The sequence below is a fragment of the Bradyrhizobium sp. AT1 genome, from assembly GCF_001590795.1.
Classification (GTDB): Bacteria; Pseudomonadota; Alphaproteobacteria; order Rhizobiales; family Xanthobacteraceae; genus Bradyrhizobium.
In genome coordinates, this window is record NZ_JXDL01000001.1 from 1,566,004 (window position 1) to 1,579,482 (window position 13,479).

General features: G+C 64.7%; 15 protein-coding genes. 3 read left to right on the forward strand and 12 right to left on the reverse strand.

From position 1 onward, the window contains the following. The first annotated feature begins 605 nt into the window (after nucleotides 1-605). On the forward strand, nucleotides 606-1,778 hold the full coding sequence (gene argE, locus SE92_RS07510; RefSeq protein WP_063195127.1) for an acetylornithine deacetylase: 1,173 nt from the start codon (nucleotides 606-608) through the stop codon (nucleotides 1,776-1,778). A gap of 217 nt (nucleotides 1,779-1,995) precedes the next feature. Beyond that, the gene (locus tag SE92_RS07515; RefSeq protein ID WP_063195128.1) at nucleotides 1,996-2,292 is read left to right on the forward strand and encodes a GIY-YIG nuclease family protein; all 297 of its coding nucleotides are present in this window, start codon (nucleotides 1,996-1,998) and stop codon (nucleotides 2,290-2,292) included. Between the two features lie 152 nt (nucleotides 2,293-2,444). On the opposite strand, the gene SE92_RS07520 is transcribed toward SE92_RS07515, so the two are convergent. Continuing rightward, nucleotides 2,445-3,503: a phosphotransferase family protein gene (locus SE92_RS07520; RefSeq protein WP_063195129.1), complete on the reverse strand. Its 1,059-nt coding sequence runs from the start codon at nucleotides 3,501-3,503 to the stop codon at nucleotides 2,445-2,447. A 151-nt stretch (nucleotides 3,504-3,654) separates the two neighbouring features. Further along, nucleotides 3,655-4,890: an acyl-CoA dehydrogenase family protein gene (locus tag SE92_RS07525; protein WP_063195130.1), complete on the reverse strand. Its 1,236-nt coding sequence runs from the start codon at nucleotides 4,888-4,890 to the stop codon at nucleotides 3,655-3,657. Between the two features lie 207 nt (nucleotides 4,891-5,097). On the opposite strand from SE92_RS07525, the gene SE92_RS07530 reads away from it, so the two are divergent. Next, complete coding sequence (locus tag SE92_RS07530) at nucleotides 5,098-5,757, forward strand: TetR/AcrR family transcriptional regulator (RefSeq protein WP_063195131.1); 660 nt, start codon at nucleotides 5,098-5,100, stop codon at nucleotides 5,755-5,757. 69 nt (nucleotides 5,758-5,826) lie between these two features. On the opposite strand, the gene SE92_RS07535 is transcribed toward SE92_RS07530, so the two are convergent. The 10 genes from SE92_RS07535 to SE92_RS07575 form a co-directional block, all read right to left on the reverse strand. After that, nucleotides 5,827-6,684: an outer membrane protein gene (locus SE92_RS07535; RefSeq protein WP_084251769.1), complete on the reverse strand. Its 858-nt coding sequence runs from the start codon at nucleotides 6,682-6,684 to the stop codon at nucleotides 5,827-5,829. 149 nt (nucleotides 6,685-6,833) lie between these two features. Further along, a complete protein-coding gene (locus SE92_RS07540) occupies nucleotides 6,834-7,226 on the reverse strand; it encodes a RidA family protein (RefSeq protein ID WP_063195133.1) in 393 nt (130 codons plus the stop codon). A 97-nt stretch (nucleotides 7,227-7,323) separates the two neighbouring features. After that, nucleotides 7,324-7,536: a hypothetical protein gene (locus SE92_RS07545; RefSeq protein ID WP_063195134.1), complete on the reverse strand. Its 213-nt coding sequence runs from the start codon at nucleotides 7,534-7,536 to the stop codon at nucleotides 7,324-7,326. 106 nt (nucleotides 7,537-7,642) lie between these two features. Further along, a complete protein-coding gene (locus SE92_RS07550) occupies nucleotides 7,643-8,515 on the reverse strand; it encodes a beta-keto acid cleavage family enzyme (RefSeq protein WP_063195135.1) in 873 nt (290 codons plus the stop codon). Nucleotides 8,516-8,519: 4 nt separating this feature from the next. Further along, the gene (locus tag SE92_RS07555; RefSeq protein ID WP_063195136.1) at nucleotides 8,520-9,749 is read right to left on the reverse strand and encodes a CaiB/BaiF CoA transferase family protein; all 1,230 of its coding nucleotides are present in this window, start codon (nucleotides 9,747-9,749) and stop codon (nucleotides 8,520-8,522) included. Between the two features lie 166 nt (nucleotides 9,750-9,915). Further along, nucleotides 9,916-11,115 carry an MFS transporter gene (locus SE92_RS07560; protein ID WP_063195137.1) on the reverse strand — a complete coding sequence of 400 codons (1,200 nt, stop codon included), beginning with the start codon at nucleotides 11,113-11,115 and terminating at the stop codon, nucleotides 9,916-9,918. Between the two features lie 125 nt (nucleotides 11,116-11,240). Further along, on the reverse strand, nucleotides 11,241-11,411 hold the full coding sequence (locus SE92_RS36530) for a hypothetical protein (RefSeq protein ID WP_198172576.1): 171 nt from the start codon (nucleotides 11,409-11,411) through the stop codon (nucleotides 11,241-11,243). 13 nt (nucleotides 11,412-11,424) lie between these two features. Then, the gene (locus SE92_RS07565) at nucleotides 11,425-11,640 is read right to left on the reverse strand and encodes a hypothetical protein (RefSeq protein ID WP_018322207.1); all 216 of its coding nucleotides are present in this window, start codon (nucleotides 11,638-11,640) and stop codon (nucleotides 11,425-11,427) included. 50 nt (nucleotides 11,641-11,690) lie between these two features. Continuing rightward, the gene (locus SE92_RS07570) at nucleotides 11,691-13,028 is read right to left on the reverse strand and encodes a PQQ-dependent sugar dehydrogenase (protein WP_063195138.1); all 1,338 of its coding nucleotides are present in this window, start codon (nucleotides 13,026-13,028) and stop codon (nucleotides 11,691-11,693) included. Next, on the reverse strand, nucleotides 13,025-13,477 hold the full coding sequence (locus SE92_RS07575) for a DUF2231 domain-containing protein (RefSeq protein WP_063195139.1): 453 nt from the start codon (nucleotides 13,475-13,477) through the stop codon (nucleotides 13,025-13,027). Before SE92_RS07575 ends, SE92_RS07570 begins: the two co-directional genes overlap by 4 nt. Nucleotides 13,478-13,479: the final 2 nt, after the last annotated feature.

Genomic DNA, 13,479 nt, shown 5'->3' on the forward strand with positions numbered 1-13,479 from the left:
TCGGGAGCGTTGCACTATTGCCCCGTCGCCTTGCGGATAATTGATGTGTGGCCCGGTCGGGCCGCACATCGCCACAAGACTTGACGCCAGACTGCGGGCGCCAGGACCACACGATTTTGCCGTACGCCGATCACACCGGTCGTGCGCGCGAGGCGCTCTGCTCACGGTTGCCCGCCCTGCAAAACCCTTCGCGCCGATGCGATCTGAGTCCACCGCCACTCGGCCCGCGTTCGTGACGATCGCGATACGCCCCTTGTCCTTGGGCCGGGTTGCCACGACACATACGCGCTTTCCGAATTTCGGTAAAGTGGAATCTTTTTGCCGGCGCGGATTGACCGACGGCTTGGGTGTTTTGCCCGACGGGCAACGCAAGGGATTGTGGCCCGAGATCTTGAAGCCCGGATGGAGCCAACGGGTCGGCGCGAAGCGCCGCCCGATGACAGGCTCCGCGTAATCCGGGATTCCATCCACGCGAAACGACGGTCCCGGATTGCGCTTCGCTCCATCCGGGCTACCAGCGGTGTGTTGATTTGCCCGACCGGGCCTCACGTTGGTATGGTTCCTGCAGGCACTTCGCTTCCCTACCCCCTGACAAGACTGTGACAATGCCAAGCTCAAGACCCGACCGTATTCGCAAACTCCTCGCCGACCTCGTCGGCTTCGACACCGTCAGTGACCGCACCAATTTGCCGCTGATCGCCCATATCGAGAACTATCTTGCCGCCTTCGGCATCAAGGGCGAGCGCGTCGTCGATGCGACCGGGCAAAAGGCCTCGCTGTGGGTCACGATCGGCCCCGAGGACCGCCCGGGCTTCGTGCTGTCGGGCCACACCGACGTCGTGCCCGTGGTCGGCCAGGACTGGAGCCACGATCCGTTCAAGCTGATCGAGCGCGACGGCAAGCTCTATGGCCGCGGCACCACCGACATGAAGGGCTTTGTCGCAGTGTGCCTCGCCATGGTGCCGGAGATGGTGGACGCGAAGCTCACGACGCCGATTCACCTCGCGATCTCCTATGACGAGGAGATCGGCTGCGTCGGCGTGCGGCCGATGCTGCGCGAGGTCGCGAAGAAGAAGATCAAACCGCTCGGCGCCTTCATCGGCGAGCCGACCGAGATGAAGGTGATCATCGGCCACAAGGGCAAGCACGGCGTGCGCGCGACCTTTCGCGGGCTCGCCCGCCATTCCTCGATCGCGCCCGATGGGGTCAATGCGATCGAATATGCGGCCGAGCTGATCGTCGAGATCCGCCGCCGGGCCGAGCAGCTCGCGGCCGCGCGCGAGCCGGGCAGCCTCTACGACGTTCCGCACTCGACGCTGCTCACCAGCATCGTGCATGGCGGGGCGGCGCTGAATATCGTGCCCGACACCTGCACGGTTGATTTCGAATGCCGCGGCATCGGCATCACCGAGTCGCGCGAGGTCACGGATGCGATCGTCGCCTGGGCCAAGGCCGAGCTCGACCCCGCAATGAAAGCCCGGCATCCCGATTGCGGCATCGATTTCGAGGAGATCCTCGACTACCCCGCGCTCGACACCGCTGCCGACGCGGCCATCGTCACGCTCGCCAAGAGCCTTGCCGGGCGCAACGACCACGCCAAGGTCGCGTTCGGCACGGAGGCGAGCCTGTTCGCCGACATAGCGGATGTGCCGTCAGTGGTGATCGGCCCCGGCGCGATCGCGCAGGCGCATACGCCGGATGAGTTCGTGGAAATGGCGGAGCTGGAGAAATGCGCGGGGTTTGTCGAGCGGCTGATCGCGCATTGCGTGAAGGGGTAGATGGAGTTCGCAATTGCTGGGTCCCGGCTCTGCGCAGCAGCGTTGCACGCTGCAGCGCGTCCGGGACACGAGAGAGCATCGCGAAAATCCAGTCTCGTGTCCCGGACGCGGTGCGGCACGAAGTGACGCTCCGCAGAGCCGGGACCCAGACCGCTTGGCGACGGCATCGAAACATGCAACTTTAGAGGGCGCTATCGTCAACGTTGGTTGCACGGTCATGCCCTATTTCGTGTACATCCTCGCGAGCAAACGAAACGGCACCCTGTACATCGGAGTGACTAACGACCTCGCTCGTCGAATAAGCGAGCACAAGGCCAAGCTGATCCCCGGATTTACACGGCAGTACGACGTCACCCTGCTCGTCTATTTTGAAGCCTTCGAGTCCGTGCTTGAAGCGCGGGCGCGCGAGCACACGCTGAAGCGTTGGCGGCGCGCTTGGAAGCTCAAGCTGATCGAAGATCTCAATCCGAATTGGCGCGATCTTAGCGACGAGCTGAACACCTTGGCGACGTAGATGGGTCCCGGCTCTGCGGAGCAGCACTTCGTGCTGCACCGCGTCCGGGACACGAGAGCTACGAATGCCGCCTGTGTCCCGGACGCAGTGCGGTGCGCAGTACCGCACTGCAGAGCCGGGACCCAAAACCACCAGCCGGGGTCGCCTTGTTGCTACACCGCGCCCGCCTTTTGCGCGTATTCCCATGACGCCTTCGACAGCGGCACGGTGCGCTTGGCGGATTCCAGGGCCTTGGCGTTGGCGGCGGTGCCGTCGCGGACGCGACCGGCGATGCCTTGGGTGATGCCGGCGAGGCGGAACAGATTGTAGGCGAAATACCAGTTGAGATCAGGCACCGTCATGTTGGTGACGTTGCAATAGATCTGCGCAGCCTCTTCCACGCTCGGGATGTTGAGCGCCTTGAGATCGGCGCCCTCGAGGCCCGGCATGATCCACTGCATCAAGAGATAGGTGAAGTCGGCCATGGGATCGCCGAGCGTCGACAGCTCCCAGTCCAGCACGGCCTGCACGCGCGGTTCCGTCGCGTGGAAAATCATGTTGTCGAGGCGATAATCGCCGTGGACGATCGAGACGCGCGCCTGCTCCGGCACGGTCTTGGGCAGCCATTCGGCGACCTTCTCGAACTCGGGAATGTGCTGCGTTTCCGACGCGCGATATTGTTTGGTCCAGCGGTCGATCTGCCGCGCGAAATAGTTTCCGGGCTTGCCGAATTCGCCAAGCCCGATCGCGACGGGATCGAACATGTGAAGCTTGGCCAGCGTCTCGATCTTGCTGGTGAAGATCTTGCGGCGATCGTCCGGCGTCTGGCTCGGCAGCGTCGGATCCCAGAACACCCGGCCCTCCTCCATCGACATGATGTAGAAGGCGGCGCCGATGACGCTATCGTCCTGGCACAGCGCATAAGCGCGCGCGACCGGAAATCCCTGTTTTCCAAGGGCGGCAATGACGCGATATTCGCGATCGACGGCGTGCGCCGACGGCAGCAATTTGCCGAACGGCTTGCGTCGCATCACGTAGGAACGGTTGGGCGTGTTCAGCCGATAGGTCGGATTGGACTGGCCGCCCTTGAACTGGAGCACGACCAGCGGTCCCTCGAAGCCTTCGACGTGCTCGCGCATCCACGCTTCGAGGCGCAGCTCGTCGAAACGATGCCGCTCCTCGACCGGCTTGGTGCCCGAAAACTCTTCGTCTTTCCTGACGCCGTCGGCCATGACGCTCCCTCTTCAGTCCTGACCCTTTTTTAAGGTCGAGCATGATCCTAATCGGTAACCGCTGGCGCACTTGCGTCAAGCGGTCATTGCGAATGGGACCATGCCCTGTCGTTTCTTCAAGTCGGGAGCGCCGCCTGGCTCTCCCTCTCAATCAATGACTGGGAGAGTTGGCATACTTCCGAACCTCAAGCCTGGCAATGGCGCGATTGTGCACCTCGTCCGGACCGTCGGCGAGACGGAGCGTGCGGATGTGGGCGTAGTCCTTGGCAAGACCCGCCTCGTCCGACACACCGGCGCCGCCGAAGGCCTGGATCGCCTCGTCGATGATCTTCAGCGCCATGTTGGGCGCTGCGACCTTGATCATGGCGATCTCGGCCTGCGCGGTCTTGTTGCCCACCTTGTCCATCATGTCGGCGGCCTTGAGACACAGAAGCCGCGTCATCTCGATGTTGGTGCGGGCCTCGCCGATGCGCTGTTCCCACACGGAGTGCTCGACGATCTTCTTGCCGAAGGCGCTGCGCGAGGACAGACGCTTCACCATCTTCTCCAGCGCCTCCTCGGCCTTGCCGATGGTGCGCATGCAGTGATGGATGCGGCCCGGCCCAAGACGGCCTTGCGCGATCTCGAAGCCGCGGCCTTCGCCGAGCAGGATGTTCTCCTTCGGCACCCGCACATTGTCGAGCAGCACCTGGGCGTGGCCGTGCGGCGCGTCGTCGAAGCCGAACACCGGCAGCATCTTCTCGACCTTGATGCCGGGGGTGTCGAGCGGAACCAGGATCTGAGACTGCTGCTGATGCTTGGCCGCCTTGAAATCGGTCTTGCCCATCAGGATCGCGATCTTGCAACGGGGATCGCCGACGCCCGACGACCACCATTTGCGGCCGTTGATGACGTAGTGGTCGCCGTCCTTCTCGATGCGGGTCTCGATGTTGGTGGCATCGGACGAGGCCACCGCCGGTTCCGTCATCAGGAAGGCCGAGCGGATCTCGCCGTCCATCAGCGGACGCAGCCATTTGCGCTTCTGCTCCTTGGAGCCGTAGCGGATGAACACCTCCATGTTGCCGGTGTCGGGCGCGGAACAGTTGAACACTTCCGAGGCCCAGGTGATGCGGCCCATCTCTTCCGACAGCAACGCGTATTCGAGATTGGTCAGTCCCGCGCCGCGGAATTCGTCGTCCTCATGCTCGCTCGGCGGCATGAACATGTTCCAGAGGCCTTCGGCCTTCGCCTTCTTCTTGAGGTCCTCCAGGATCGGGATCACCTTCCAGCGCTCGCCGGCGTGATCCTGCTGGTCGTAGATCGGCACCGCCGGGCGCACGTGCTTGGCCATGAAGGACCGCACGCGGTCGAGCCATTCCTTCTGCTTGGGGGACAGATCGAAATCCATGGGACGCTCCTCGTCTCTCTTTTGCGAACTCGTTTTACGCCGGACTGTCTTCCCCTTGCGCACGGCCCGCAAGTGCGGGGCTCGCGGGCGTTTCGGAACCAGCGTTGCGAGTTGCGAACGAGTCCCGATTGCGGATTGACATCTCCGGCCTTCAAACGATAGTTTCATACAACTGTTTGAATTGCAACTCCCTCCACGAGGGTACCCATGGCCAGCGATCACACCCGGTCTGCCATTCTGACCGCCGCCGAACGGCTCTATGCCGATCGCGGCTTCAGCGACGTGACGCTGCGCGACATCGTCGCGGAGGCCGGCGTCAACCTCGCCGCGGTGAACTATCATTTCGGTTCGAAGGACGAGCTGATCGCGGAATTATTTGTCACGCGCTCGATCGCCACCAACCGCGAGCGCCTGCGCGAATTGAAGGCGGCTGAAGAGCAAGGCGGCGGCCGCGCGCCGATCGAGGTGATCCTGCATGCGCTGGTCGGGCCGACCTTGCGCGGCTGCCTTGGCCCTGAGAACCAGCGCTCGACCGCGGCGCGCTTCATGATCCGCGCCTCGATCGAATCCGTGCCGCCGATCCGCCGCATCAAGAATCGCGAGATCGACCATTTGCGGAAATTCGCCGGCGCGATGCGCCGCGCCCTGCCCGAGCGCAGCGACGTCGACATCTACTGGGGCCTGAATTTCGCGCTGGCGATGGCGCACCACACCATCCGCGAGAGCGAGCGGCTGACAAAACTGTCGGAAGGCAAATGCGACCTCGACGACGTCGAGGACGTGATATCGCGGGTGGTCAGCGTGGCGACGATGGCGCTGACGGCGGGCAAGGCCGAGGCGAAGGCGGCGCGGGTGGCGGCGCGCTGACGCGCAGCAAGCGCAACGCGAAAACCCAGCCCCAGGCCGGGTCTCGCGCATCACAACGGGCTCGCGGGATCAGTTCACGCGGCCAGCGCCGCCGAACTTGTAGCTGAATCCGATCCGGCCGATGTCGTAGCGCTGGTTGCGCGACCACGAGGCACCACAGGGCCCTCCGCTGGAGCAATTCACCAGAGCGAGATCGAGCTTGTCGGACACCGATCCGACATCGACGTGCAGATATTCGGACCGCACGATCAGGTTCGGAGACAGCATCACCTCCGCTCCGACACCTGCGACCCACCCGGTGCTCATGCTCGAGAAATTCTGCGCGCCCAGATTCTTGCTCCCGTCATGTCCGCATCCGTTGACCCGGCAATCGACCGTGATGGTACTGCGAAGGTCGGCCAAGGCGAGACCGCCGGTGCCGTAGAGCAGGACACGGTCGAACGCGTAACCCAGCCGTCCCCGCAACGTGCCGAGTCCCCGGGTTTCGCTCTGGATCGTGACGAAACCGAAGCCGTTGTCGCGGCAGGGAACACCGAAGGTATCGGTCTCGCGGCAGAACGAGTAGCTGGACTTGGTCCATTGCCAGTCGCCTTCGACGCCGAAGACCAGCCGCGAGACCTGCCAATTATAGCCGAAGTGAACGCCACCAATGGCGGATGAGGACGACGGCGCCTGCGATTGGGCCGTGGGACTGTCCGGCTCGTTCTCGAAGAATTCCGAACGGCTTGACGACGTTGTCTGGCGGGCGCCGCCGACATCCGCGCCAAGATAGAATCCCGACCAGTCCCAGGCCGCGCCCGTCGCTGCCGCCTTCGGAAGGCGCGGCACGACATCCGAAGCATTCGCGCCAGCGAGCCCGACGCAGAGGAGGCCTGCTGCCGCCATTGCCGCGGCAAGCCATCCCTTCGAAAAAATCCAATCAGACATTTTGTCCCTTCCATCGACCCGCGCTGCTTCGCGAGTCGCGCCATTCCTGGAAGAGAGGCTTAAAGAGAGCTCACCCCGCGCGCGTCATTCGCTCGGATGACGCCCGGTGTCTTGCTGCGCCGTGTTGCCGATCTGCAATAGCTTCGGCTTTACGCCATCGCGATGCAGTCGATCTCGACGTCGAAGGGGCCGAACCATTCCAGCGTGCAGACGAAGATGCGCGCCGGGGGATCGATTGGGAAGTAGCGGGCATAGACTGCGTTGAACGCGGCGAAGTGCCGGGTCGAGGTGCAGTAGACGTTGCACTTCATGACGTTGTCGAGCGAGGCGCCGGCCGTCTGAAGGCACAGCTTCATCTGCTCCATGATGATCTCGCTCTGCCGCGCGATGGCCATCCCGCCGATCTCGCCGGTCTCAGGATCGAACGGCGGCAAGCCCGCGACGAAGATCATGTTGCCGGCGCGCGTCACCGGCGATGTCGGCGCCTTCACACGGTCGAGGAACGTCGAGATCGGTTCGACTCGGAGCGCTTCGCGTTTCATGCGGCCACCTTCGGTTCGAGCGAGAGTGGCGCCTTGCTACATCATCTTGCAGCCGGCATGCTTCGCTTCTGATCGAAGTGTGGTGGAAGCGGGACGCTTACGCCCGCTGCGGCATCTCCTCGGCCTCCTTGGCGAGCAGCAGCAGCATCTCGATGCCCATCTCGCCTTCCTGCGGGGAGCGGATGAACTTTATTTCGTCGGCGCTTTGCCGCAGCGCAGCGACGATGGCCACGGCCTGGTTTGCGGTGGCCGCCTCGGTCGCCAGAACCGATTTCTGGTTCTTGGCCTGAAACCCGATGGTGTAGGACATTCACTTCCCTCCCCGAACTCAAGTGGAGAGATCGAATCAGAGTCGCGCGCAAAGCGGAAGCCTGTGCGACTACGGACCGGACTTATCTGGGGATGGCCCGCAAGCCTCAGGCAAGGCCGAGCATCGCGCGGGCCTCCTCCGCGCTCGCGACGCTTGCGCCGAGGCTCTTCAGGATGCCGGCGGCATGCGCGACAAGCTCGGCATTGGTCTTCGCCAGCACGCCCTTGGACATGTAGAGATTGTCCTCCATGCCGACGCGGACGTGGCCGCCGAGCAGATAGGCTTGCGCCACCATCGGGAATTCGGCGCGGCCGATGCCGAAGCCGGACCAGATCGCGCCAGATGGCAGCAGGCTGCGGGCATAGAACATCGTCTCCGGCGTCGCGGAGAAGCCGTATTTCACGCCGAGCACGAGCGAGAACAGGCCCGGCCCCCTCAAGGTGCCGTCGGCGAACAGGTCGCGGGCCAGATGGCAATCGCCGCTGTCGAACAGCTCGATCTCCGGCAGCACGCCGGCCGCCTTCATCCGTTCCGCCATGATGCGGACATTGCGCGGCGTGTTGATGACGACCTCGCCGCCGGAGTTCATGGTGTTGAGATCGAGCGTGCAGATGTCGGGCTTGAGCAGCTCGATATGCTCGACGCGCTTCTCGGGCTGGAGCAGCGTGGTGCCGGGGCCGGCAACGCGGGGGTCTTCGATCGATGGCACGAAGCGCCCGCCGGGACCGGTGGTGAGGTTGATGACGAGCGAGGCGTTGCGGGCGCGGATGCGCGCCACCACGTCGCGGTAGAGATCGATCTCCATCGAGGGGCGCCCCGTCGCGGGATCGCGCACATGGATGTGCGCGATGGCGGCGCCGGCTTCGGCCGCTTCCAGCGCGGAGGTTGCGATCTGCTCGGGCGTGATCGGCAGATACGGCGACTGCTCGGGTTTCGTCAGATTGCCGGTGATGGCGCAGGTGATGATGGTTTTGGTCATCGCGTCAGATGATCCCCTGCTTCTTCAACTCCTCGATCTTGCCGGCATCATAGCCGAGCTTGCCGCCGAGCACCTCGCTGGTGTGCTCGCCGAGCAGCGGCGGGGCGCGGTATTCGGTGATGGGGGTGCCCGAAAGGGTCAGCGCGTTGCGGATCAGCGACAGCTCCGGCTCGAACTTGTGCTGCGTCTTCACCCGCATGCCGCGCGACTGGACGTGCGGATCGGAGAACACCTGCTCGAAATTGTTGATCGGGCCCGAGGGCACGCCGGCCTCTTCCAGCTTCTCCAGCCAATAGGCCACGGGCTGCTTCAGGAACAGGCCGGCGAAGATCGCCATGATCTCCTTGCCGTGCACGACGCGGTCGTTGTTCTTGACGAAGCGCGGGTCGTTCGCGAGCTCGGGCTCGCCGAGCACGGCGCAGGTCTTTCGAAACTGGCCGTCATTGCCGACCACCAGCATCAATTCGCCGTCGGTGCAGCGGAACACGCCGGCGGGCATGCCGCCATTGCCCCAGGTGCCGCGCCGCGGCGGCGTCTTGCCGTTGACGAGATAGATCTGCAGCCAGTGCGACAGCGATGCGATCACGGTGTCAAACAGGCACACGTCGATGTGCTGTCCCTGCCCTTCATTGGCGTCGCGATGGTAGAGCGCGGAGAGGATGCCGATCGAGGTGTTCATGCCGGTCATGTAGTCGACGATCGACGGACCGACCTTCATCGGGCCTTCGCCCGGCTCGCCGTCCATGTGGCCGGTGACGCTCATCAGGCCGCCCATCGCCTGCAGGATGGCGTCATAGCCGGCGCGCGGCGCATAGGGTCCGGTCTGGCCGAAGCCGGTCACCGAGCAATAGATGATGCCGGGGTTGATCGCCTTGATGGTCTCGTAGTCGAGGCCGTAGCGCTTGAGGTCGCCGACCTTGTAGTTCTCCATGAAGACGTCAACGTCCTTGGCGAGCTCGCGGATGATCGCCTGGCCCTCGGGCTTGGCGATGTTGACCGTGACCGACTTCTTGTTGCGGTTGGCGCAGAGGTAGAAGGAGTTGTTGTTGTTGGCCTTGCCTTCGGGGTCGGTCAGGTAAGGCGGGCCGAAAGCGCGCGCGTCGTCGCCGGTGCCCGGCCGCTCGATCTTGATCACCTCCGCGCCCAAATCACCCAGCATCTGGGCCGACAAGGGCCCGGCGAGCACGCGCGTAAGATCAAGGATCTTGATGCCTGAAAGCGGCAGGGCCGACATGTAAGCTTCCTCCGGGAACTGGATATTGGCGCGGCGGCGAGATCGCGGGCCGCGCTCCCTGCGGATACACCATTTTGGCGCGCTGAGCACTGCACTGGCGGCATACGGCTATCTCCTGCCGGGCGCCGGCCGCAACTTTCCGCGCCGCGAATATTGCCTGGGGGGCTCAGGTCGCGGCCGCCGCCACCTGCGGCCGCCTCCGGCCAAGCAGGACCAGGATCAGCACCGTCGCGCAGGAGCAGACGAAGGTGAGACCGAGCGCGCCGCGGCTACCGAACTGGGTGAGCAGGCCGACAAGGAGCGGCGGCGAGAGCGCCGACGCCAGATTGAGCGGCAGTGCGATCATCGACATCGCCTTGGCGAACTCGGCCTGGTCATAGAACACGAGCGGGATGGTGGCCCGCGCCACGGCCATCGCGCCGCTGCCGGCACCATAGAGCAGGATGAAAACCGCGACCGCCCAGGTCGCGCCCTCGCTCATCATCATCAGCAGCATGGCCACGGGCAGCGCCGTGCCGGCGACGAGCCCGGTCGTGATGCCGTCCCAGCGCCCGCCGCCGAGGAGATCGAGCCCGCGGGCACTGACCTGGATCACGCCCAGCATCGAGCCGAAGAAAAGCGCCTGCGCCGGCGCCAGCCCCTCCGCCCGCAACAGCTCGATCATGATGGCGCTGATGCCGAAATTGACGAAGGCGTTGAGCGTGATCGCGGCGACGACGAGGCCGAAGGTGCTCCTTGGAATTGCGGGCGCCGGCTGTGACTTGGCCGGCTCGCCACCATCATCCCCGGCGATTTTCCGGCGCGGTGCGAACGCATAAAGCGGTAGGCTGACGAGGATCATCATCGCGGCATAGACGAGGCACGTCCCGCGCCAGCCGAGGTGACCGCTCAGGAATGAGGTCGTCGGCCAGAAGATGCTGCTGGACAGGCCCGTCACCAGCATCAAGGCCCCGATCGCGTGCTTGGCCTGCCGCCCGGCGATCTCGTTCAGCATGATATAGGCGCCGGTCGACAGCGTGGCGCTGCCGGCGATGCCGAGCACGATCCAGGCGGCGAAATACAGCATCGGCTCGTGCGCGAGCGACAGCAGCACGAAGCCCGGCGCGGTGACGACCGTGCCTGACATCATGACCGTCCGCGCGCCATGCCGCGCAAACGATTTGGCGAGCCACGGGGCGCACAGGCCCATCGAGACATAGAGAACGGAGGTCCCGGCGAACACCGCCGGCAGGCTCATGCCGAGATCGGCGGCGAGATCGCGCCCGACGATGGCGGGAAGCCCGATCGTGCCCCATCCGACCAGCTGCGTGATGGCGAGCACCAGCAGGACGCCGATCAGCCTGCTGTCAGATGTCAAGAACCGCATTCCAAACGTTCGCCTGCCCGGCCGGCGCAGATCGCGACGGCGCGATCAGTCTTAGCCGGAGACGGAGGCCGCGGACATGCCGGTTCCGAATGGCATGGCAGCGCTGGCCGCAGGGCAAGGCCGCATTACGCGGTGTGACCGGGATCGACGTGCTTCGGCGTCTTCTTCTCCCGCTGCGGCGTCATCTTCGCTGGATCAGGCGCACCGGGCACGCCGCGAGGACCCAGTTGCTCGCGCTGGATGTCGTCCTCGGAGCGGGACGGCTCGACGCCGTTGGGCTCACGGGTCTTCGTCATCGCGGTCTCCTTCTCAAGCGTTGTCCTGAACGCCGAGCGCATTGCCTCCAGCCTCGCGGCCGGGCACGCTGACCTGGACTTCATGTCCTTCACGTAGCGCCAGGGATGCGGCCGCGACCGCCGACTCGAACGCAGCTTCCTTGGTGGCGTAGGTGTTCTTGACGTCACCGTCGTGCAGCACGCCCCATTCGTCCCGCACCGGCACGATGGCATATTGAGCAAGGCCCATTGTCGACTCCTGAGTTTCAGAAAGCGCCTGCCGATAACGCGCCCGCGCGCCTAACGTTGCGTCAGCTGCGGATGCGCGGCGGTGACGCGCCACACCGTGTTGCCACTGTCGTCCGCGATCAGCAGCGCGCCTGATTTGTCGATGGCGACGCCGACGGGCCGGCCGCGCGCTTTGTTCTCGCTGTTCAGGAAGCCCGTCACGACGTCCTGCGCCGGCCCGCTCGGCTTGCCTTCATTGAACGGCACGAACACCACCTTGTAGCCGTTGAGCACCTGCCTGTTCCAACTGCCATGCTCGCCGACGAAGGCGCCGCCGCGATAGGCGGCCGGCAGGCCGGAGCCGGTGTTGAACACCATCCCGAGCGGCGCGACATGCGAGCTCAGGGCATAGTCCGGCGCGATCGCCTTGGCGACGAGATCCGGCCGCTGCGGCTTGACGCGGGGATCGACGTGCTGGCCGTAATAGCTGTAGGGCCAGCCGTAGAAACCGCCGTCCTTCACCGAGGTCATGTAATCAGGGACGAGATCGGGTCCGAGCTCGTCGCGCTCGTTCACCACCGTCCACAGCGCGCCGGTCTGCGGCTCGAAGCTCAGCCCGTTCGGATTGCGCAGGCCGCTTGCAAACACGCGCCAGCGGCCGCTGGCGCGGTCGACCTCGAGGATGGCGGCGCGGTTGTGCTCGGCCTCCATACCGTTCTCGGTGATGTTGCTGTTGGAGCCGACGCCGGCATAGAGCTTCGAGCCGTCGGGGCTGGCGACGAGGCTCTTGGTCCAGTGATGGTTGATCGGCCCGCCCGGCAGCGGCGTCAGGACCGTGCCCGGCGCGGTGATCCTGGTATCGCCTTCGGTGTAGGGATATCTGACGATCGCATCGGCATTGGCGACGTAGAGATCGTTGCCGACCAACGCGATGCCGAACGGCGAGTTGAGCTGGTCGAGGAAGACGCTTTGCGTATCCGGCACGCCGTCGCCATCGCTGTCGCGCAGCAGCGTGATGCGGTTGCCCGGCCCGGTGTCGTTGCCGCCCGAGGTCGCCCAGGATTCGATATATCCCATGACGATCTCCTTGGGCCGCTTGATCCCCGCCCCCTTCGGCGCCTTGGATTCCGCCACCAGCACGTCGCCATTGGGCAGCACGTAGATGAAACGCGGATGCTGCAGGCCGGTCGTGAAGGCCTTGATTTGCAGGCCGTCGGCCACAGCCGGCGTCTCGCCCTTCTTCCAGCCGACGATGCGCGCGATGTGCATGGGAGGCAGCAAGTATTGCTGGATATCGGGAAGTTTTGGGTTGGCACCGATTTGCGCCTTGGGATCGCCGCTGCCGTCATCGCAACCAGCCAGGAGCAGCAGCGAGGAGCACAACAGCGCGCGGGCAAGCTTCGATCTCATCGCGCAACTCCCACGCCGTGGCGGTAGACCATGGCCCAGCCGAGCCAGCCGGTGACGGGCAGGATCAGCACTGTGATCACGGACAGGACGAGCCCCATCGGCCACACCGAGGTCCAGGCATCGCGGGTATGGATCAGCGCGTTGATAGTCGCGAGGATCAGCACTACGGCATTGCCGATCAGGTGCGGCCAGGCCGGCGTTTGCGCCCGCACCAGCCGGTTGCCGAGAAAGTCGATCAGGCCGGCGATCGCCGCGAGCCCGCCGAAGATGACGCCGACAAGCAGCAGCCAGGCGGAAAAATCCGCCCACATGATCTCGGCGCTCGCGACATAGGCGATGTCGGTGAACAACGCGCCGATGAAGCACGCGATCGGGATCGGCACCAGCATCGGATGGATCGGATGCCCCGCGATCTGCGCGGTGGTGCGCACGCGCACGTCTTGCTGCACGG